The 20,607-nt window shown below is 60.8% G+C and carries 16 protein-coding genes and 1 pseudogene; 2 read left to right on the forward strand and 15 right to left on the reverse strand.

Features of this window, described 5'->3' with window-relative positions; translation table 11 throughout:
* Positions 1-314 precede the first annotated feature (314 nt).
* Positions 315-1,432 (forward strand): annotated as a pseudogene (locus CKO36_RS14970) (ISAzo13 family transposase).
* Positions 1,433-1,622: 190 nt separating this feature from the next.
* On the opposite strand, the gene CKO36_RS20490 reads toward CKO36_RS14970, so the two are convergent.
* The 6 genes from CKO36_RS20490 to CKO36_RS15000 all read right to left on the reverse strand — a co-directional run bounded on the left by CKO36_RS20490 (position 1,623) and on the right by CKO36_RS15000 (position 4,891).
* Positions 1,623-1,910 carry a transposase gene (locus CKO36_RS20490; RefSeq protein ID WP_200285177.1) on the reverse strand — a complete coding sequence of 96 codons (288 nt, stop codon included), beginning with the start codon at positions 1,908-1,910 and terminating at the stop codon, positions 1,623-1,625.
* 177 nt (positions 1,911-2,087) lie between these two features.
* Entirely contained in the window at positions 2,088-2,606 is a 519-nt protein-coding gene (locus CKO36_RS14980; RefSeq protein ID WP_338053498.1) for a hypothetical protein, read from the reverse strand.
* On the reverse strand, positions 2,564-3,334 hold the full coding sequence (locus tag CKO36_RS20320; RefSeq protein WP_200285187.1) for a transposase: 771 nt from the start codon (positions 3,332-3,334) through the stop codon (positions 2,564-2,566). Before CKO36_RS20320 ends, CKO36_RS14980 begins: the two co-directional genes overlap by 43 nt.
* A gap of 163 nt (positions 3,335-3,497) precedes the next feature.
* A complete protein-coding gene (locus CKO36_RS14990) occupies positions 3,498-3,845 on the reverse strand; it encodes an IS66 family transposase (RefSeq protein ID WP_200285189.1) in 348 nt (115 codons plus the stop codon).
* Positions 3,846-3,849: 4 nt separating this feature from the next.
* Positions 3,850-4,299 (reverse strand): IS66 family transposase, encoded by a 450-nt coding sequence (locus CKO36_RS20495; protein ID WP_420826339.1) that lies wholly within the window; start codon positions 4,297-4,299, stop codon positions 3,850-3,852.
* A 256-nt stretch (positions 4,300-4,555) separates the two neighbouring features.
* Positions 4,556-4,891: a DUF6444 domain-containing protein gene (locus CKO36_RS15000; protein WP_200285193.1), complete on the reverse strand. Its 336-nt coding sequence runs from the start codon at positions 4,889-4,891 to the stop codon at positions 4,556-4,558.
* A 33-nt stretch (positions 4,892-4,924) separates the two neighbouring features.
* Between CKO36_RS15000 and CKO36_RS20500 the strand changes: the two genes are divergently transcribed.
* Positions 4,925-5,215, forward strand: a complete 291-nt coding sequence (locus CKO36_RS20500) for a transposase (RefSeq protein WP_420826340.1) — start codon at positions 4,925-4,927, stop codon at positions 5,213-5,215.
* Positions 5,216-5,456: 241 nt separating this feature from the next.
* Here CKO36_RS20500 and CKO36_RS15010 read toward each other — a convergent pair whose 3' ends face one another.
* The 9 genes from CKO36_RS15010 to CKO36_RS15050 all read right to left on the reverse strand — a co-directional run.
* Positions 5,457-8,312 carry a beta strand repeat-containing protein gene (locus tag CKO36_RS15010; protein WP_200285205.1) on the reverse strand — a complete coding sequence of 952 codons (2,856 nt, stop codon included), beginning with the start codon at positions 8,310-8,312 and terminating at the stop codon, positions 5,457-5,459.
* A 263-nt stretch (positions 8,313-8,575) separates the two neighbouring features.
* Positions 8,576-9,640, reverse strand: coding sequence for a DUF4214 domain-containing protein (locus CKO36_RS15015; protein WP_200285207.1), 1,065 nt, complete (start codon positions 9,638-9,640; stop codon positions 8,576-8,578).
* Positions 9,641-9,847: 207 nt separating this feature from the next.
* On the reverse strand, positions 9,848-12,997 hold the full coding sequence (locus CKO36_RS15020; protein WP_200285210.1) for a glycosyltransferase: 3,150 nt from the start codon (positions 12,995-12,997) through the stop codon (positions 9,848-9,850).
* Between the two features lie 19 nt (positions 12,998-13,016).
* Positions 13,017-15,044, reverse strand: coding sequence for a class I SAM-dependent methyltransferase (locus tag CKO36_RS15025; protein ID WP_200285211.1), 2,028 nt, complete (start codon positions 15,042-15,044; stop codon positions 13,017-13,019).
* The gene (locus CKO36_RS15030) at positions 15,041-16,384 is read right to left on the reverse strand and encodes an ABC transporter ATP-binding protein (protein ID WP_200285213.1); all 1,344 of its coding nucleotides are present in this window, start codon (positions 16,382-16,384) and stop codon (positions 15,041-15,043) included. The genes CKO36_RS15025 and CKO36_RS15030 overlap by 4 nt, the downstream gene beginning before the upstream one ends.
* A 25-nt stretch (positions 16,385-16,409) precedes the next feature.
* Entirely contained in the window at positions 16,410-17,249 is an 840-nt protein-coding gene (locus CKO36_RS15035; RefSeq protein ID WP_200285215.1) for an ABC transporter permease, read from the reverse strand.
* 83 nt (positions 17,250-17,332) lie between these two features.
* The gene (locus CKO36_RS15040) at positions 17,333-18,532 is read right to left on the reverse strand and encodes a class I SAM-dependent methyltransferase (protein WP_200285217.1); all 1,200 of its coding nucleotides are present in this window, start codon (positions 18,530-18,532) and stop codon (positions 17,333-17,335) included.
* 55 nt (positions 18,533-18,587) lie between these two features.
* A complete protein-coding gene (locus CKO36_RS15045) occupies positions 18,588-20,264 on the reverse strand; it encodes a glycosyltransferase family 39 protein (protein ID WP_200285219.1) in 1,677 nt (558 codons plus the stop codon).
* Positions 20,265-20,288: 24 nt separating this feature from the next.
* On the reverse strand, positions 20,289-20,607 hold a 319-nt coding region (locus CKO36_RS15050; RefSeq protein ID WP_420826338.1), incomplete at its 5' end, for an ISAzo13-like element transposase-related protein.

A 20,607-nucleotide genomic window follows, 5' to 3' on the forward strand; every position in this document is an offset into this window, starting at 1 on the left:
CGACGTTGCAACCAGCGCCCGACCAGGCGCACCATCACCACCGTCCAGTCCAGCGTCGTGCGATGCACGCGCCCAGCGGCGTCATTCGCCGCTCGCGAGGGAGCCAACAGGGTCAGAAAGGGCAAGGTGATTTACGAATAACAGTTTACCCATTGAGGTAAGCTATAGGCCGTCGATCCGACACACCTGAGGGACAGCCGATGCCCAGTCTAACCGAACCGAGTGCACCGGCGTTGACGGCCATGCACATCGAAGATTTACAGCTGGCCAGCTCCAAGCTGACGGGGGCCAAGCGTCGGGCGTTTCAAGCCGAGATGACGCTGAAATACTGCGCTGGTCGGGCTCGGCAAGCCGAGCGCGTGTTCGGTTGGGGGCGCCAAACCGTCGAGCTGGGCCTGCATGAACAGCGCACTGGTATCGAATGCCTGGGGGCGCAGGAGTTGTGCTGTGGTCAACCGCTGTGGGAGGATAAGCATCCGGAGGCGGCGGCACTGTTGTGGAAGCTGGTAGAGTCGCAGTCCCAACAAGATCCGACATTTCGCACCCCGTTGTGCTACACGCGCTTGACGGCGGCCGAGGCGCTGAAGCAGTTACGCCAACAGGGCGTCGCTGAGGAGGATCTGCCCGCGCCCAGTACGATGGCGCGGGTCCTCAACCGTAACGGTTACCGGCTGCGTCCGGTGCTCAAGGCCAAGCCCCAAAAAAAATTCCCGAAACCGACGCGATCTTCGCCAATATCCACACCAAAGATGGCCACATGATCGACGCCAGCGGTACCCTCAAGCGCTTGAGTATTGACTGTAAAGCCACGGTCAACATCGGTGAGTACTCCCGAGGCGGTCAGACACGCCTGGACAACCGCGCCGCCGATCACGACATGGGGTGCACGGAAAAATACACCCCCTTTGGAATCGTCGATGAAGACAGCGCGCAACTGTTCCTCTGGTTTGGCCACTCGGCCAAGACCAGTGACTTTCTCGTCGATGGTCTGGAGCAGTGGTGGAAGCGCCTCCCAGACCAGGAACGTGACTCCATTACTCAGCTCCGGATCAAGCTCGACAACGGTCCGGAAAGCCACGGCCACCGCACCCAGTTCCTGGCGCGTCTGGTGGCCTTCGCCGACACCATCGGATGCCCGATTCAACTTCTCTACTACCCGCCTTACCACAGCAAATACAACCCCATTGAGCGCTGTTGGGGGATTCTCGAACAGCATTGGAACGGCACACAGCTCATCAATGTCAAGACGATGCTGGAGTGGGCCAAGAGCGCGACCTGGAAGGAAATTCATCCGATCGTCGAGCTCACACACACCATCTACGCCAAAGGCGTCACCTTGAGCAAAGCGGCCATGAAAACGATCGAGGCGCGGTTAGAGCGCAACCCCTCCTTGCCTAAATGGGACATCCTCATCCGGCCAGCCAGAGGGTAAGTTCTTTCCTGGTAATCTCCCAAGGCCCAGGGACGCTGACTCCAGGGTAAAGGCACCAGCAATGCCATGACCACCCATTCCAACCCCATCGTCGTGACCACTTTGCGCCGGCTCGAGCGCACCGCATCACGATAAACCCCTTTCGCGCGAATGCGCCGGCCCGAGCGCCGCTCCAGGGTTTCATCGACCCTCACCACCATCGGCACGCCGGGGGGGGTAACAGCCCGATCAAGCGTCCAAACAAAATCTGTGCTCCACGGACCCCGGACCAGCGGGCTCGATTGAGTACCCGATGGTAACGCTCAAAACGCCGCTCACCTGACAACCCCATCGCCCGTAACGCCGCCGTGACCGTGCGCGGCCCCTGCGCCAACAGGGTACCAAGGAGTAACACTTGCGCATGCGCCCATGTGAGACTCGTAAACAGGCTGGCAAAAGGCTGAAGAACGGCTACAATGGAGGCAGGCACAGCAAGCATGGCGAACCTCCTCTGATGTTTTTGTCAGCCTCAAACGATACCGCTTGCCATGCTCTGCCGCGAGCCTCACTTGATTCGCCTGCCCCGCCTCAGGTGATTGCTTGGCTTCTCGCTGAGCGAGCCAAGCTCAGAAAATGGCCAAAGTCGAGAAACATCGTTACTCTCGTAGGTCATCAGTTACAAGTTAAGGTTTTGGTCGTCATGGCAAGCAAAATCCACTGGGGCCTGAGTCTTGTGTTGAGCCGCCTTGCGGGGACGTTTGATGATGCCCAATGTCTTGGCGTCCTCGGCCAGATAGCGTACGGGGTCGAGCGTAGGATCGTGCTGCTGGGCGCCGACCACGAAGTACAAGCTGCGGTAGAGCATTTCCATGGAAATGTCGGCGAACGGGCGCCCCAGTGCCTCGGCCACGGCATCGGTCAAATCGACCAGCACGGCGTACAGGATCCAAGTGGCCCACACTTGCAGCTCTACGGCGTTTTGTGCCCCGCCATAGCAATAAGCCAGTCCCAACAAGCGCTTGGCGATGGCAAAGGCATCCTCCACCGGCCAGCGCTGGGCATAGAGGGCTGCGGCCTGGGCGGTGGGCAAGTCGAGGGGATCGAGGGCATTGGTCAGGTAGCGGTAGACCGTGCCGCCGCCCTGGATCTCGATCAGGCGCACGCGCTGGTGGGTGGCGCCTTGGCCGACCCACACCACCCGATCCCGGAGACTGGAGTATGTACGAAGAGCTGATCGACCTCGTACTTGAGGTTCGATTTCGCGCGTGTCAGCCAGGTGACACCGCGCCCGCTCAACGCGGCCCACTGGGCAAAGTCGGTGAAGGCGCGATCGACGATCAGCAAGGCCCCGGTCGGAATGGCCGTGTGCAGACGCGACCAAAAGCGCGTGTCGTGGCCGGCAGGGTCGGCGTCGTACCACACCCGCTGCGGCAGGCGGGTGGTCAAGTCCAGCCGCGCCATCATGCGCCCCGCCAGCGGGGGCACCGCCGCCTTGCGCAGCAACCCCACCTTGCGCAGCAGTACATCCATCGTCGAGCCATCGGCAATGAGCACCGCCGTATAGCGCGCTTGAGCCCAGGCAATCACGCTCGGCACGGGGCGCTGGCGCGCCTGCCAACGCGCCTGGACCACCGGCAAGAGGCTTTTGAGCACCCGTTCGAACAACGCCGCCGGCAGGCTGCGCAAGCGCTGCGCCAAGGCTTGCTGGGTCAGATCCCGCAACGGCTCCACCCACAACAGCCGCTCGCGCTGGACCACCCGCACCAGCTCATTGACACTGCCAATCTGGCGCCACACCAGCCCCAAGACCAATCCCATCATCACCGGCAGCGTCAGCACCCGCGCGCGCAACCCCAGCAGGTGAAAGTATCTCACCTGCCCCAGCGTGGCCGGATGGACAATCTCGCTCAGGCGCGCGGCCACCGCGTCCGCCGTTGGAGCACTCGGGGGGCGGTGTTGCCGATCCCGCTGGATGGCGCACGAAACTGCGCTTCTTCGGCTTCGCGTCGGTGGGAACGGGAGAGACGGTGGTGTCCATGGGGCTCGGGGCACTCAACAAAAAAGGCTCGACAGCTTCTCAAAAACCTTAACTTGTAAGCAATGGTCTGAGTTTCATCATCCGCAGGGCTTGCTCGGCGAGATTATTGGTGAAGGGCTCCCGAGGATCGGTGAGAAAGCGCAAAACATCCTCGCGCCGGGTTTGCAAGCGCAATAACAGATTGTGGCCCGTGCGGCGTCTTGGACGCCCCCGTGGTTTGTCTGTACTCCCGCGCTTGGGCGGCAGCGGGGGTAGGGCCTCATGAAAGTCCAGCCCTTCGGCGACGATGGCATCGTAGCGGCGTTGGAAACGCTCCACGAGCCTCGGCGGCACGGGATCGCCGCGCGCGCGGGCTAAGTTGGCCGCGTGACAGGCCCGGCGCAACAGTTGCTGCATGCGTCTAGCCCAGGATTATTACTCGAACTCGACCAGGGCCTTGAGCTCTCGCAGGTGATGGGCGTTGCACAAGGCATGGAGCCCCCCCCTTTGAGGGTGTAATAGGGTTTCCAATGGTCATGCACGCAGATACCACGCAATCCTTACAGTAAGCGAGTAAGCGACCCCGCTTGGGGGAAAAGCGGTAAAAGGTCAGCCACTCGGTGGCGGCGACGTGCAGCCAATGGAGCTTCTTGCCGATGCGAAAGCCGGTTTCGTCCAGATGCTTGACGCCCGCCGTCTTAACCGCTTCGCAAACGCCCCCGACAAACCCTTGGAAGCGCTGTGCGCACCGGGCGCTGAAGCGCGCGAGGCTGGCGGCTGCCAGCTTGATGCCAAACAGATCCGCCATCAATTCGACCAGCCGATCCTCGGGAACAAACTGATCATGCAGCAAATACACCACCAAGGCCATGGGGCGGGGGCCGTACTGCACCGGCGCTGTCACGTCCGGCGGGAACTCGGCTCGGGTCGAAGCGCCACACTGATCACATTGACAGTTGTGGGCGCGATGCTCGGTCACCTCCAAGGGCTGGGGCGGCGGGAGATCGAAGACCTGCCGCGCTTGGTAGCCGGTGCTGGTCTCTGCCGATAAGGGCAGAGCGCAGGTGTGGCACGCACTTGGGTAATGCTCAACGACCACCGTCGGATCGGGCACTTAGCGCAGGGTCTCACCCGGGTGCCCCGGCTGTCCGCCCGGCTTGCGTTTTGAGGGCTCGCGCAAGCTCATTGTGCGCTTGCGAATGGGTTTCTTCAGCCCATCGCTCGACGGGGGGGGTTCCACTGTTGCCGCTGTTGAGCCCCAACCGGCGTTCCAGTTCGTCGATGCGAGCACGCAATTGGGCGATGGTCTCGTGGGCATCCGTCAGCGCCGCTTGCGAGGCGCTCAAGGCTTCCCGGAGCGACGCGTTTTCGGCTTGCAAGCGAGCGATCAACTCGGCCTCCGTTGTCGGGTAGGCAGAAGCTTCCGTGAGGGAGTCAGAGGCTGTCGCTTGAATCGCTTGCATGATGGATAGAGTGTGACTCCCACTACCCGGCCAATGTCAAGTCATTTTTTCGGAAAAGGTACCTGGGCAGTTACCACTACTTTTTTATCAACTCTGGAGTCTTATATGACAGAGATCATCAATTACTTTGTACATCGTGATTCAAGTGGATTTGTTGAAGGGCTTAACAATAAGATTAAAGTGATCAAACGGCGGCGTTACCGTATTCTTAATGTGGGCCGCCTGTTACAAAGAGTCTTTTTGGATCTCTCGGGAAGAAAAGTATTCTTTTTACAATCAATTAGTTACGAATCAAGGAAATTCTCAAAGAACCCAAAACCTTAAACCGTCCGCGCACTTTGAGGAGCCAGGCTTCATTGGAAGCTTCTGTGTCCGTGCTCCACAGCTCGCCAACCCAGAGCATCAGGCAGAGCGCAGACTGTCGCACTCTGCCCAACACGAAAAAGCCCCCAAGGAATCGACCCTTAGGGGCTGGATAGTAGACAACCAGGCCTCCTTGCCCGAGGTGGCTCGGACTCGAAACTTAAATCGAGCCTGCCCCCTTTAAGCTATTAGGCCTTTAAGCTCATACAGTGTAGAACGAGAAGAAGTCCTGAGCTTCGTCGTTATCCATAGTGATGCCGGTCACTTGAATGAGTACTTCCCCGTCCTCAAATGTGCCATCGGCATCGTCACCGAGCAAGAAGTAGGTATTACCGTTGTTGGTAAAACCGTAGATATCAGTGCCACCGGGGGGATTGGGTGCTACATCCGGGCTCGTGTTGGCAACAACTGTGTTGATATAGGTAAAACCACCAGAGACCGTAACACCAGCGCTCTCGAGCAGGTCTGCCGCGTTGGTACCACCAGCAGAGAAGTCCTGCGTGTTCGACGCAGCTGATGCGTTAGTCTGGTCGCCGTTGTTATAATCGGTGATTTCGACGATCGCTTTACCGTTCGGGGCTACATCGTCAGCAATCAAGAACTGGTCATTACCAAGTCCACCGCTCAGACTGATCTCTGCCGTCTCACCGACAGCGTTATCAACATCCATAACAAACCGGTCTAAAGCGATGCCACCAACCATCGTGGCCTCTGAGGTGACCGTAGCGCCAACATAGTTGGAAGCGAGGCCGGAACCGGTGAAATTGACGGTGTCCGCCACAATTGCGTTACCGAAGCTAGCTCCACCACTAATGTCAAAACCAACGCGGACTTGACCAAGAGAGCCACCGGCGTCGATCGTCACGGTGTCACCCTCGATAACCGAGGTGTTGCCCTGCAAAGTGGTGGTGATTTTAACTTCTCCTGACATGCCGTTAAGATCTAGCAAGACGTCATCACCGCCTGCGGCGTCGACACGAATGGCACCCAGTGTCAGTCCGCTTGATAGACCTTCGGCTGTCAGGGTGACGCCGTATTCGTTCGCGGCAGCGCCAAGATCGCCTAACTCTATCTCAGCATCGCTTCCAGTACCGCTTAAGTTTGCCGTCGCCAGAGCCGCCAAAGCGCCTACTTCAAAAGATCCGGCGCTGTCGATGGTGACTTCTTGCACGCCAGAGAGATCAGTTGCAGCATTGGTCAGATCGACATCCCCAGCGTTGGTAGAGGTCAGAGTCTCGATGTTCTCTCCTATGATCGCGCTGTCGAGATTGTTATATTTGGCAGACTGGATGTCTAAGCTTTTCGTGTTCGTCAGGGTAAGCTCTGAAGTGGCGTCATTCACTTCATCCTTGGTGCCGCCGGTGACCGACACGGTGGTCGAACCGCTGTGATCAAATGTGGCGTCGTTGCCCCCATCCTCTGTTAAGTGAATCCCGAGCGCGATGGTGCCGAGGTTCGCGAATGTTGCATCGCCGGCGCCGCTGCCGTTGATCTCAACTGACTCCAGGCCACTGGTATCTGTGCCCGAGAAGGTGGTGGTCGTTCCACTGACCTTGACGGTTTCGACACCGGCCATCTGGTACTGAACGTTGCCGATTGCGCCCTTCAGGTAGAGGGTATCCATGCCCCCGCCACCAGAGATTTCGGCATTGGTTGCCAGATCGCCTGCCGTTGCGCGAATGGTGTCATCGGCATCCCCACCCACGACCTGAGTCACGCCGCTGGTATCGCCAAGGTCGATATCCAGAGCACCTGTCATCGCAGATGCGTCAACGGTCTCAAGCCCTGTACCGACCTCTGTTATCTTAAGGCTGCCGTCACCCATGGCGGTGATGGTTTCCGCGTCATCAGCACCGAGCTTGACCACGTTGTCACCCGTTGCCGTGATAGCCAGCGCCTCAATGCCCGTTGCGGTGACGCCTACCGCTGCTTCAGAGACGGTATCGGTCTTGACGGTGCCGATATTGTTCAGACCCAGCGCCTGAGAATCGTCGGTCGAGGTGGTCACGTCGGTGGCGTACGCGAGGGTGGTGGTGCCTGAAGCCATGTCGCTCAGGTTAACAGTGGCGTCGGTGGACGCCAACTCGGACAGGCTAATCGCGCCTGTCAGGTTGTAGGTTTCCACTCCGTCGGCACCCTTGGTCGAGAAGGTGCGCGAGCTGCCGGTGTTAGTCAGATTCACAACTTCGACATTCGTCATAAAGCCGTCGCCGCTGAAGCCGGCAAAGTCGGCATTGACCGTAATATTTAAGGTGTCAGTGCCTGCTGCACCATCAATCTGGTCGCCGGGGTTGAGGGTACTTTCAGAGCTGATGTTAGAGGCGACACCGTCAATGGTATCGTTGTTTTCGGTACCCTCAATGGTGTCGATAGCCGTAGTGAGCGTGAAGGTTTCGCCTGGAGGGGTATTCAAATCTTGGTATTCGGCGTTTACATCCGACACGGCTTGGTCGTAGACCGTCTCATCAGCCAGATTTTGGTTGAAATCGCCGTCACGGACGAAGTTGATCAAGGTATTGGCTTCGGCGGTCAGACCAGCGTCGAACAGGTCTTGCGCCAAGCCGGTCGTCTCGTCGGCTAGAGCGACTTTATTGTTGAGCATGGCCTGGTCGTTTTCACTACCGCCATCGACACCGCCGACGAAGAGGATGGCAATTTCCGCACGAGCCTCAGCTGCGCTGGCACCGCCGGCGACGAGCTCGTCGTAATAATCGAGCCAGAAGGAACCGTCAGCGTCATCAGCCGAATTGTAATTACGATTGAGCGTGTTCAGATAGAGAGCATCCACGAATTCAGCAGCCGTAGGATCCTCGCCGTAGGCGGCGGTAAACTCATCAGAGGTACCGAATACAGTGATGATGCCGGCGATGACTGAACCGTAAGTCGGATCGTTCAGTAAGTCATCAACCGTATTTGCAGCGCTTACTACGTCCTCAGGAACATAATACTGCCCGTCAGGGCTGGACAGGCTGTCATACCAAAAAGTGTAACCGCTAGGATCGGCGGGACGATCGTACATGGCGATGTAGAACTGCTGGACGATTTCATCGTAGGTCATCGGGTCGGTCTCCGTGTAGGGATGTGTGACGTCAAGTTAGAGTTGATGAGACTAGCCTGTGCATTCAATAAAAATCCTAGCACAGAGCTCTTTCGCATGGCTAGCAAAAAAAAGCCGCCGCGCTGAATTTAAAGCAAAAGATGATCATGCTAAATTCTCTCGCTGAAGGTTGTCTGTTCAGGCAGCATGTCTGACCAGCATGACGCTAGTGTCTCACTGGTGGTAGACGTGAGGTCTGCCGAAGGACAAAAGTTCTCTGATGATTATACGAGCTCGTAGATGGCGGCGCCGTCGACTGCGGTCAGGGTGGCGACGTCGATCTGGTTGGCGCCAGCACTGTCCAGGTTGCTCACGCCGACCAAGGTGATAGAGGATGGGGCGGGGTCAAAGCTGTCCCCATCTGGCCGGAATAGAATGAGGGTTTGGTTATCAAAACCGTCAGAGACGGGCATGATACCGGTATCGGCGGCGAAGAACTGAGCGGGTGTCGCGGTCGCGGCATTGCCGTCGATGAAGCGCAGTGTGTCTTCGCCGACCGTAAAGTTAGTGATGGTAACCTGAGTGCCGGTAGCGACCATGCTGCCGCTAGCGGAATCGAAAGTCAGGGCGAAGATGTCTTCTACCCCGGCAGTACCAGAAACCTCGGTCATGCCGTCGAGATCAATCATCGCGCCAGTGGAATCCAAAAGGTCATCGTATTCGTTGGCCAGGCTGGTCTCAGCTGCGGCGAAGGTGTCCGGATCGGCTAGGTTCTGGTTAAACAGGTCGTCGCGGACATAGTTGACCAACTGGTTGGACTCGTCGGTCAGGCCAGCGTCGATCAGGGACTGAGCGTCGGTGGTGGCTTGGTTGGCGAGCGTGACCTTATTGCCAATCATGGCCTGGTCGGAGGGGCTGCCGCCAGCGATGCCACCGACAAAGAGGATGGCGAGGTTGGCGCGCGCCTCGGCGGGAGTGGCGCCGTCGGCGATCTGCTGGTCATAGTATTCCAACCAGAAAGTCCCATCGCCGGTGGGAACGTAGCCACGATTGAGAACGTTCATGTAGAGGTCGTTGACAAAGTCATCCGCTGTCGGGTCGGTGCCATATTTCGCGGTGAACTCATTAGAGGTGCCGAACCGCGTGATCACGCCGGTGATCTCGGTACCGTAGGTTCCGTCGTTCAATATGTCGTCGACCGTGTTTGCGGTAGTGACCACAGTCTGAGGGATATAGAATTCGCCCGCTGGATTCGAAAGCGCATCCAACCAGAAGCTGTAGCCACCCGGATCAGCAGGCCGGTCGTAGTAGGAAATAAAGAATTGTTGGACGATGTCTTGGTAAGTCATGAGATCAATTTCCTAGCTTCAGGAAGCGTGACATTTCGTAGCATAAGGCCCGGCTTGTTGATGACCGGCTGTCTATGACAGTGGTAAATGTGAACTAGGATCAAAAACGGTGCCACATTACAAAATGGACTTTTCGTTCATGATTTACAATATCGACAGGCCAATGGTAGCGCAGAATTTTTCCGTTGACTAGCACAATGGGGTGCTTTATTCCATGGGCGCAGCAGTTGCGGAGAGGTGCGGGGCCGCGTCGTTAAGGTCGGCAAGGAGGATGTCGCGCAGACAGGCGGCGCTTTGCACCCAGGTAAGCGCGCGCAGGCCGCTGCTGGACGGGGCTTGACCGGCGCGCTGGGCGCTGAGCCAGGCGCTCAGACTGGCCGCGAGTGCCTGGCCGTCGGGGCCGGCGTTGGCGGGGAAGTACCAGGCATGGTCGCCGGCGATTTCGCGAAAGACGGGGATGTCGCGGGCGATGAGTGGGAGATGGTGATGGGCGGCTTCGATCAACGGCAGGCCGAAGCCTTCGTTCTCGGCGGCGGCGAGCAGGGCGGTGGCGCGGCAGTAGAGCGCGGCGAGGCTGGCGTCGTCGATGCTTGATGGCCAAAATAGGCGCTTGCCGTGCTCGGGATGTTGACGAATGAGGTGCGCGAGGGCGACAATGGGGGCGCGATCGGCTTGACTGTCGTCAAGCCAGCCTTCGCCGCCGACGATGATGAGGTTGAGATCGTGGCCGTCAGCCCACAGGCGCTGAAGCGCATGGATGGCGTGGCGGTGGCCCTTGCGAGGCTCCAGGGTGCCAACCATGAGCAGGCTGGGTCGCGCGGCGAGGGCGGTGGCGAGCGCGGGCGGGAGTCGGGGAGCGGAGGCAGTGTTGCCGTTCGCGGCGGGCGGGAAATCAGCGCCGTTGTGGGAAACTCGCAGGCGGGGCGGTTGGGCGACGCCCTGCCCCGCCCACCAGTCGCCAAGGGCGGCGGCGGTGGCGCCGGAGACGCAGACGCAGCCGTCGGCTAGCTCGGCGAGGGCCATGAGCCACGCGCGAAAGTGCGGCGGCATGTGGGCAGGGAACCATTCCGGGTTGGTCATCGGCAGGATGTCATGGACCAGGAACCAGCAGCGCAGGCCACGGGCGCGCCAGGCGGCGAGGCGCTGGCGCTGGCGGACGATCTCGCCCGGCACCCAGTCGAGCCCCAGGAACAGCTCGCCGGGGCGCGGCAGGATGAGCGCGTCAGGCAGCAGGGCGGGCGGCAGGCCAAGGCGGCTCAGCACATACCCCCAGGCCTCGCGGTAGCCCTCAGCGGTGGCATAGACGGGGGTGACGCGGGTGGCGAGCAGCGGATCGGCCAGGAAGGCGTCGAGCAAGGCCTGGGTCACGCGCTCGATGCCGGTGACGCGGGAGGCGAGGCGCAGGGCGGTGATGTCAAGGTAGCAGCGCGCAGGGCCAGGCGTCGGGGCGAGCAGAGCGAGGGACTCGGCGAGGGTGGCGAACGCGGCGGGATCGGCTGCACAGTTGGGGGCCAGGCTGGCAATGTGGCGCTGGTGGCGTGCGCCTGGGCTGGCGTGGACGAAGGATTCGATGGCATCGCGGTAGGCGGCGGCGATGCGCGGCGGGTGATGATGGGCGGCGATGGTAGCGCGGCCATGCTCAGCCAGCGCGGTGCGGGCGGCAGGGTCGGCGTGCAGGGTGTCGAGCGCGGCGCGCAGCGCGGCGGCGGTGGGCGGGTCGGGCAGCCGGTAGATGCTGTCGGCGGGCAGGTCGCTCATGCTGCCGTGGTCGTTGACAATCAGCGGCAGGCCATGGGCGAGGCAGTCGAGGACGGTGCCAGAGGTTTCGCCGCGGCTGTTCTGACGCAACTGGACAGCGACATCGGCGGCGGCGAGCCACAGGCGGTAGTCGCCCGGGCTGGCGTAGCCGGTGATGCGCGGGGGGCGGGCGCCGCGCCAGGTGCGCAGGCGGGCGGCAATGCGCTGGCCGTCGTCGCCGTCGTGATTCTGCCCGACGAAGACGAGATGGGCGTCGGCGTTGTTGGCAAGAGGACTTTGCTCCCAGGCGTCGAGCAGGAGCTGGTTACATTTGGCCGGCCCGAGAAAGCCGAAGCTACAGACAATGAAGTCCCGCGCGCCCAGTTCCAAGGCGGCGCGCGCCTGAGCGCGCGCGTTCGGTGCCAAGCGCGGAAGGCGACGCAAATGGGGAATCTGCCGTAGGCACGTGGCTGGCTCCGGCCCGAGCCAGTCGTGCGTTAGTGCGCGGCTGTGGTTGGAGTGGACAATAACGCCGGTGGCGGTGGCCATGATGTCGCGATTGGCGGGATAGTGCCAAATGGCGGCGTCTTGCCCATCGCGTGCCAGGCAGGCGAGCGCGGGCCAGCCGTGGCTGTCGCGCAGGGCGCGCACCAGAGCGCCGGGCTCACCGCCGAGGGCTTGACGCCAGCCGTGGAGGTGGCCAAGGTAGAAGTCGTGTAGAACCAGAACACCGGGATGCTCGGCGAGCAGCGCGACCATGTGGGCGTGGTATTCCGAGTTGCCGACATGGTAGAGAATACGCTTGAAGCGGTGCGCCTGGGCGTTGAAGCTGGCGATGTCGATAACCGGGAAGTTGGCGTCGAGCCAGGGATCGGTCGTTGGATCGACATTGACCAAGGTGATGGCGTAGTGGACGGCCAGCTCGGGCAGGAGCTCGGCGCTGTAGTCGGCGATCCCGGAGCGCGCGGGCGGCAGTGGGGAGAGGTAGGCCAACGTCGGACGGGGCTGCTGGAGCTCTCGGTGCACGGCAAGCAGCTCGGCGGCGCGGGCGGCACTGGCAGTGGCGGTGAAAACGCTCAGGCGGTCGCGGGCGATCAGTAGACAGTCGCGGAGTTGGTCGGCGTGCGCGGGGTCATCGCACCAGATGCTGGTGGCGGTTTTGAGCCATTGCCAGTAGCGAGCGAGCTGCGGGCGGCCTTGGACCTGATCGTGCGGATGGCGGTCAAGATCAGGGCACGGCGGCGTACTGGCAAGGGTGGCAATACCAGGCAGAATGGGCGGTGGCGCGACGGACAGATCGGCGTCCTTGGCAGTGAGCGCGGCTGGCGTGGGCAGCCAGAAGAGGTCGGGCGCGAGCGCGGCAATGGCAGCGGCCTGAAGCAATGGATTGGGATCGAGCGGCGCGGCATGAAGGCGCTGGTGGGGCAGATAGGCCTCCCAAGCGCGGCGCGCGGCGATGGTGGCCGCAGGCGCGCTGGCTGGCAACCAAAGATGAATGCTGTACTGCGCTGGGGCAGCGATGGCGGCAAGCACCAGCGCCAGCGCCGGGCTGTCGCTGGAACCGGCAAGGTCGGTAGCCGGGGGAATTGGCAGATAGCGGGTATCAATCAGAAGGCGCATCGGCATTGGCATGAGTCGGTTAATCGGTCGCCTGCCCGGCATAGCGGCGCAGGGCGCGACGGACGCGGGCGACCTCGGGGGGAGGTTCGACCGCCGTTGACGGTGACGCGCTGACGTCGGTTAGGAGCAGGCTTTTGATGCGCTGGCGCAAGGACGGCATGCGGTTGAGCAGCCGTTGGGCAGGAGCGCTGAGCCACGGGCGAGCGAGTACGGCACGCACAAGATGACGCGGCAGGGCGTGGAGGATGTAGCGCGCATGGCCTAGCAGGGCATGGAGGGTGTAGAGCCGGTCGAGTGTCCAGCGCAGTGGGGCGGTCAGCCGCCAGGAGAGCGCTCGACGCATGCCTGCAACGGCAGCCTCGGCGGCGGCAGCGTGCGTCTCGGCGGCGGCGGTGCGGTCCTCGGCGGTGGCGGCGCGCATCTCGGCGGCGGCGGCGCGCGTCTCGGCCTGGTCACGCTGGCGCTGGGCGTCTTCAAGCGACTGCTGCAGCTCGCGGCTCCAGATCTCGAGTCGGGCGTGCTCGGCGGTCAAATGCAGCAAGCGTTCATGGAGGTCGTGATCCCAAGTGAGATTGCGCATGGTTTGGGTGTGGATGTCAATGGCGGCTTCGATGGCAGCAGCCCAGTGATGGTTGACATCGGGGGCTGGGGTGCCGGGGGTCGGGATGGCCGGCTCTGGATGGGCGTCGGGCCGCCCGGGCAGGCTGGCGCGCAGCTGGCGGAAAGTCCAGTCGGCGCGCGCTTGGCTCCAGAGCGCGGCGGCCCAGTCGCGATAGGGCGGCGGCAGGCGCCAGGGGCTGATGGCGGCGATGCGCAGAGGCTCGGGCTGGCTGACCTGGCCGGTGATGAGTTCGTAGACAAAGATCAGGAAGGCCAGGAAGGGGTCGCTTGGCCAGGCGCGGTCGGCAGGCTCAGGCTGAATGGCGCCGTAGTCCAGCAGCCGAGCATGACCGGCGGCATCAATGAGGATATTCCAGATGCGCAGGTCGCTGTGATAAAGGCCGGCGTCCTCCAGGGCGATGAGTTGCGCAAGGATGTCGCCGAGCACCTGATGACGGGCGGTGGGGTCGAGGTCTGGCAGGCATTCAAGCAGCAGGGTGCCAGGCAGACGCTCGCGCACCAGCCAGCCGGCACGGTCGGTGGCGGCGAACAGGTGCAGGGCGGGCAAACTGAGACCGGGCGGCGGATCGCGCAGGAAGGCGGCTTCGCGGGTCAGCTCGCCACGGTTGTCGAGCGCTGGGTCGGCAGTGTAGTCGAACAGCTTCACGAGCCGGTCGCCGGAGTCGAAATAGCGCCGCGAGCCGTGATAGTGGTTACGGGCGAGCGCATGGGGGTCGCGCCGGTGGCGGTCGATGGTACCGGCGAGCGGCGGCAGCACCCAGTGGCCATTGCTGGCGACAAACAGCGGGCGGTCGATGTCGCTCAAGTGGGTCGGATGCCAGGCTAGCTCATGGACGAAAGCCAGCTCGGCGAGCAGCTCGCGCGGGTCTTCGGGCTGGGCTGCGGCCCAGGCGAGGGGCTCCTCGCGTAACGCGAGTTCAAGCAGCAGGGTGGCGCCGGTGCCGGCGGCGGCATGGAGCCAGGTGCGCACCTGGGCAGCGCCGTGGCTGTTGACGATATGATGCAGGATGCTGAGGCCGAGGATGAGGTCGTAGCCGGAGACGTCGACCGAGGCGGGGTCGAGCCGACGCAGGACATCTTCCACTCGGGCGCGCTGGAAGCGGATATTCAAATCGGGCTCAGCGGCGGCGAGATGCTGGCAGAGCCTGATACTGGGCAGGTCGACGTCAATGCCTTCGACGCTGGCACCGCGCGAGGCGAGCTGTAAGCTAAAGTAGCCCTGGGCGCAGCCGAGGTCAAGCACGCGCAAAGGACGGCCGTGTAATTCAGCGAGGCAATCGTGCACGGCATTGATATGCTTCAAACGGTCGGCGCAAGCGCGCTTGGCGGCGGCAGGGTACTCCGGGTGGCCGTGGATGGGCTGGTACAGCTCGGGCAGCGCAGCAACCAGCGCGGCTAGCCGGTCGGACTGGGTGGGATCGGTCATGCGGCGGAGGCTCCGTCCACCTCAAGGGTGGCGTCGAGGTCGGCAAGTCCCCAGAAGGGAAGCGCGCGGCTGACGTGAACGATGACGGCGTCGTAGCGGCGCTCAAGCGGGATCAAGGTTTCCGTCTGATCGCCGGCGGAGATGCCGAAAGAGATCAGGTAGTCGCCACCGTTGAGGGCGAGCGGCAGCCGAAAGCGGAAAACGCGCCTTGCCCCAGTGCCGACGGCGATAGGCCCGCCGGTGCGGCCTGAGCGAACAACGAGGCTGTTGGCACCGTAGACGAAGACGCCGTCGAGAGTTTTGATCAGCAGTCCAGGGACGACGCTGGCGCAGGCACGCTCGAATTGAACGCGAAAGGCGAATTCCGTCATGGTGCCGCTTTCGATGCAGGCAGGATACTCGACCTCGGCGGCGCGGATGCGGTAGTCGAGAATCACCGCGCCACCCTCGCCCCAGCGGTGTTCTTCCTTGCGGTAGCCGGGTCGCGTGTGGAAGCGTTCGCGCGCGTCGGCAGTGTCGAAGTCCGAGTGGGTGGACGCTCCCTCGGGTTGAGGGTCCACGGCTGGCGCGGCGGTGACCGGACAGCTGTGACCAAAGAGATCGTCGAAATAGAGATTCGTGATATGCGCAGGCGTGTCATCGCCGACCAGGCGTCCGTCGCGCAGCAGTAGGGCACGGTCGCAGTGGACGATGACATCCGACATGGCGTGGGTGACCAAGATGAGGCTGGTGCCCTGGGCGCGGAAGGCGGCGATGCGCTCGTAGCATTTGGCCTGGAAGTGGGCGTCGCCGACGGAAAGGGCCTCATCAACGATGAGCAGATCGGGTCGGAAGGCGGTGACGGCGGCAAAGGCGACCCGCGCCTGCATGCCGGTGGAGTAGGTGCGCAGGGGCTGATCGAAGTAACTCCCAATATCGGCGAAGGCGGCAATCTCGGGCAGCGCGGCTTGGACATGAGCGCGCTCGAAGCCCATGAGTTCAGCCGTGTGCAGAGCGTTCTGGCGACCAGTCAGTTCGAGATCAAAGCCCATGCCTAACTCGAGAATCGCCGCGATGCGACCCTTTTGTGTGTCGCTGGGGTTGGGGCTGCGCAGCTCGATCTGACCTTCGCTCGGCGCTACGATGCCGGTAATTATCTTGAGCAAGGTGCTCTTGCCGGCACCGTTGCGCCCGACGATGCCGAGGGATTCTCCGGGGTTTAGCTCGAAGTCGATGTTGCGCAGCGTCCAGTGTTCCTGGCATGGTGAATGAGAGGCGCCAAACCAGTTGGCGACACGCTGCCACTCGGCGTCGTAGCGACGGTAGGCCTTGCCGAGATTGCGAACGCTGAGGAGGCTCATCTGGGTGAATTCATTCTAGGCGGACTCATAGGGCGTCGACCATTTCGGGGCTGGCGCGGCGGAAGAGCATTTGCGCTAACGCGAGCAACAGGATCGCGAGCAGGGTCAGCTCCAACAGGGCAAGTGGCTGCGGGGCGCGAGCGAAAACCATGACGTCCTGATAGGAGGTGATCAGCGGAACCAGGGGGTTGAAGGCTGTCAGCGTCTGCGCGGCCGGTGGCAGCATTTCATGGGCGTAGACAATGGGCGTGAGCCAGAAGGTGAATTGTAGCACCACGGGCACGACCTGCCCGATGTCGCGTATGAAGACATTGAGGACGCCGAGCAGCAGCCCGAGCCCAAGCCCGATACCGAGGTTGAGCGCAACCAGCAGCGGCAGCCAGAGAATGTGCGCATCGGGCCAGTGGCCGAGCACACCAAAGATGAGAATGACGGCAAGCAGCAGCATGAGGTTGTCGATCAGGGCGACGCCGACGACGGTGAGCAACAGGCTGATGCGCGGGAAGGCAACCTTTTTGATCAGGTTGGCGTGGTCGATGAACAGGGTGACGCCGCGCGTGAGCAAATCGCAGAATAGGGTCCAGGCGAATATGCCGGCGGTGAGGTAGATGGCGAAGGAGAAACGACCCTCAAGCCCTGGCAGGCGCCCGGCCAGAAAGACGGACAACACCAAGGCGTAGATGGCAACCAGGGCGAGCGGGTTGAGGATCATCCAAACGGCGCCCAGGCGACTACGAGCAAGCCGAGCGCGAAAGGTGTTAAGGATGGCGCCGCCGATGTAGTGCCGGAAACGCCAGGCACTTGTCAGCAGATTGCTTATACCTGCGTTTTCGAGATAGCGACGGGCTGAAACCAGCGGTTGCATGGAGCGCGGATTTTCCTGATCGGAGATTGGCAAAGATTGGGTCTGGAGGCTGACTCAGCAGGCGGGTAGAGGACGACAGGGAGTCAGGCGGGGTTGACGCGCACGGCAATGCTCTGGGGCCAGGTGCGACCATCGGAAAACCAGCAGACGTTCTCATGGACCATGTCGAAGCAGAACTGGTAGTCACCTGCCTGCCTGGGTGCAGCAACGACGAAGGGAATGCTTGCCTGTTGGCCGGGTTCAATCGGGCCAGGAAGCCTAATACCGTGAAAGTCGCGTTTGATCAGTGTTCCGTTTAGCGCAGCGAGGGCGATGCGCAAGCGGGTGTAACCCTCGCCAGCCGTTGTCCAAGTGTAGCCGCCAAGGTTAGTCACCAACGCTTCGCCATGGATGTCGCCGAGGGCAAGGCTGGTCTCGTCATGAAGTGTGACAGCAATTCGCGCTCGATGAAGGTGCGGATCTTCAGTGTAGAGGCTACTTGGGTAGGGACCGAAGGGACGATCAGTCTTGCGGCCGACGTAAAAGATGTTTTGGTGGCGGAGCTCGTCCGGTCCTCTGAGGTGCGCGCCAAAGTTGGCACGCAAGTCGGAAGTATCCTGGGAAATCGGGTAGACGTCATGCGTAACGAGTACGTCTTCGTCGAAGCCGGCGTATTCACCAAGTTCGGCGACTTCGATGGGAGTGTACTCCCGGTTGTGACGGCCATAGGGTCCAAATTGTGAGTAGATACCGAATCGATAAGGGGTTTCGAGATTCAGCAGGCTCTTGACTGATTCGTAACAAGCAATGTTTGGCGTGGTCACCAGAAAACGCCCCCCTGTGCGCAGAATGCGCTTAGCCTCGCGAAAGACGTGACAGGGATCGAGCAGCAGATGCTCAAGCATTTCCATGCTGATGACCAAGTCGAAACTGGCGTCTGGAAGTGGCCATTCATCTTGCTCGATATTGAAGCAATGCGCTTGACAAGCCAAGGTTTCCCCGGTTTGGGGATTATGAGCACACCGCTCCGTTGTCTCCTCGTCGTCGAAGGTGCCGATGACGATTTCGGCGCCTGGGAAACGGTCCTTCAGTAACAGAGTGAACAGAAGGGTGCCGCCACCCAGTTCGAGAATACGGGGATTAGGGATGCCCTCAGGGAAGTTGATCAAATTCAGGGTGGTCTGGTAACGCTCGAAATGGGTCTGAAAGTAGGGTCTGGCGTCCTCGGTCAGCAACCCGAAGGCCGTCAGTCGTTGCATAACCGCAGTGGCGTCGTCCGGGACAGGGGCAACAGGGTCGAGCATTCAGCGGGTCTCCTCGGAGTTTATGGAACGAAGGCGTATATGCTAGCACTTCCTGTCAGTCGTAGCGCAGTTTCTCGAAAGCCAATCCCAGCACGCGGGTATCGGTATCGCTGGCTTGAACCGCATCCGGCAAACGAAAGATGACCGAATTCTCGCCATTGCGCAGCAGGTCTGGCGGGAAATCCACGGTTAGATGCACATTGTTGCCCGCCAGCTGCCCTTGGTAGATTTCAACGCCGTTCAGGAGCATGGTAACCCGTTGGCGGCCGAAGAAAAATGCTTGCAGGTGAAATATCCCTTGATAGGGTCCGCCCCGGCCATCAACTCGAAAAGTCATTTCGGACGTTGTGCCTGATGACCAGCGTTGGGTGGCTTCAGGCTCGCACCAACCGATAAAGCTAGCATCGGCGGAATCAAAGGAAATAGTTCGCTGTGCATTCTGAGCGAGGCGCCTCTCATGCCCCCGCTTGCTGGCAAGCAACTGGGGATAGTGCCAGTCGAACAGATACCAGGGGTGATCGTCCACGCTTGGCTGAGCCGCCCAGATGTTTGCGTAATAGCCGAACAATCCCTGCCCGGTATTGACGAGGATCGCGAATATCGATGCAATCGCTAGCAGTCCGGTTGCGGCTTTACCAAAACGGCCTCTCAAGGCAGTAGGCCAAGAATACAGTGTTAGCAGAAAAAGCCCGGGCAAACTATCGCTCATTAACCTCGCACCAAACCCCTGTCCACCCCACCAATGGGAGAAATTGGACACCACGACCCAATGCGCTAGCGGCCAGGCCAGGCCGATAAGCAGCCATGATCGCTTCAGACCCCATGGCTTATCCGACTGCCCCAAACAGAGCCAGACGACAAGAATGAAGGGCGAGTAAATCAACAGCCCTCGGGCGGGGCTAAAAAGGTTGCCGTAGAGGGCATCGCTGAAGGTACCACCAACGATTTGAATATGACTCGTGGAAAGGCGTCCAGGCAGGTAGTAATCCGGCAAGAGCTGACCAAATTCATTAACACTGAAGAGCATAAATCCACCCAAGAGTGCCGCTAGCAGCAGCCCAGCCTTGATAGCATTCAGGCGGTGATCGCTGAACAGATACAGCAGCAAAAAAGGCGCCAGCAACGCCATGGTTGGTCGACAGAGATAGGCGAGAAACAGGGTTATGGCAATCACTGGCCACAATCCCGCTTGCTGGAGTCTGGTCGCGCGGATAGCAGTATAAATCGCCCCAAGCGCGAACAGGATCGCGAAATTGTGCGACCACAGCCCCCCACCGCTGGTGCTGGCAAGCGATGAGCCGGCCCAAAAAATTGCACTGATCAAGATCGCATTGAGCGGTTCTAGGAAAAGGCGCGCGAGCGCGATCAGCAGAACGACCGTCAGGGCGGATGTCAACGCGGCAATCACCCGTTGCACCTCTGCTTCATGTATCGCCATCTCGAAGCCAAACCCCTTCGCCATAGCAACAAACGGAAGACTGGCGAGCGAGGTGCCGAGAGGAAAATAATAGTAGTAGTGGCCGTTTTTTTCGCGAACACGATATCCGTATCTACTCAGAACCTCCGGACCGTAGTGATCAAGTTTCAATGTGCCATGGGTTAACAGAGTTTCACTGACCAGGAGTGTTCCGGCAGGATCCGAGCCGCTAGAAACAAACTTGGCCATTGATACGACGGCGATCACAGCCACCAAAACTGGAACCGCGAAGAGTCTGCTTGTGTCAATTTTCATGTGGTGATGAATACTCAGGGATTGTCACAAAATAAGTGTTCCATTTTGTGCTGGTGAAATAGTGTAATTCCAGTCGCCATGGAAGTCGTGTCGCTTGATGTTGACGGCAGCCAACTCAGCGGCAGTGACTTTTTGGCCGAGAGGATAGGTAGTGGAATCTAATTCTGCATGAACGCGTAATCCTGTGTCCGTCGTCGTGGCTGCGATGAGATTGACGATGACCTCATGACTGACAAGCGGTTTGCCTCGCCAGTTTTGGGTGATAAACGAGAACAAGCGATGCTCGATTTTGTTCCATTTGCTGGTTCCTGGTGGAAAATGGCAGACGGTTATTGGTAAGCCA

It is taken from the genome of Rhabdochromatium marinum (genome assembly GCF_016583795.1).
In the GTDB taxonomy this organism is placed as follows: domain Bacteria; phylum Pseudomonadota; class Gammaproteobacteria; order Chromatiales; family Chromatiaceae; genus Rhabdochromatium; species Rhabdochromatium marinum.

Excerpts from the sequence above, each read along its gene's own strand:
- CKO36_RS20490 (WP_200285177.1), bottom strand. The coding sequence starts at position 1,910 with ATGCTTGCTGTGCCTGCCTCCATTGTAGCCGTTCTTCAGCCTTTTGCC.
- CKO36_RS14990 (WP_200285189.1), bottom strand. The coding sequence starts at position 3,845 with ATGCAGCAACTGTTGCGCCGGGCCTGTCACGCGGCCAACTTAGCCCGC.
- CKO36_RS20495 (WP_420826339.1), bottom strand. The coding sequence starts at position 4,299 with ATGGCCTTGGTGGTGTATTTGCTGCATGATCAGTTTGTTCCCGAGGAT.
- CKO36_RS15000 (WP_200285193.1), bottom strand. The coding sequence starts at position 4,891 with ATGCAAGCGATTCAAGCGACAGCCTCTGACTCCCTCACGGAAGCTTCT.
- CKO36_RS20500 (WP_420826340.1), top strand. The coding sequence starts at position 4,925 with ATGTCAAGTCATTTTTTCGGAAAAGGTACCTGGGCAGTTACCACTACT.
- CKO36_RS15010 (WP_200285205.1), bottom strand. The coding sequence starts at position 8,312 with ATGACCTACGATGAAATCGTCCAGCAGTTCTACATCGCCATGTACGAT.
- CKO36_RS15015 (WP_200285207.1), bottom strand. The coding sequence starts at position 9,640 with ATGACTTACCAAGACATCGTCCAACAATTCTTTATTTCCTACTACGAC.
- CKO36_RS15020 (WP_200285210.1), bottom strand. The coding sequence starts at position 12,997 with ATGCGCCTTCTGATTGATACCCGCTATCTGCCAATTCCCCCGGCTACC.
- CKO36_RS15025 (WP_200285211.1), bottom strand. The coding sequence starts at position 15,044 with ATGACCGATCCCACCCAGTCCGACCGGCTAGCCGCGCTGGTTGCTGCG.
- CKO36_RS15030 (WP_200285213.1), bottom strand. The coding sequence starts at position 16,384 with ATGAGCCTCCTCAGCGTTCGCAATCTCGGCAAGGCCTACCGTCGCTAC.
- CKO36_RS15035 (WP_200285215.1), bottom strand. The coding sequence starts at position 17,249 with ATGCAACCGCTGGTTTCAGCCCGTCGCTATCTCGAAAACGCAGGTATA.
- CKO36_RS15040 (WP_200285217.1), bottom strand. The coding sequence starts at position 18,532 with ATGCTCGACCCTGTTGCCCCTGTCCCGGACGACGCCACTGCGGTTATG.
- CKO36_RS15045 (WP_200285219.1), bottom strand. The coding sequence starts at position 20,264 with ATGAAAATTGACACAAGCAGACTCTTCGCGGTTCCAGTTTTGGTGGCT.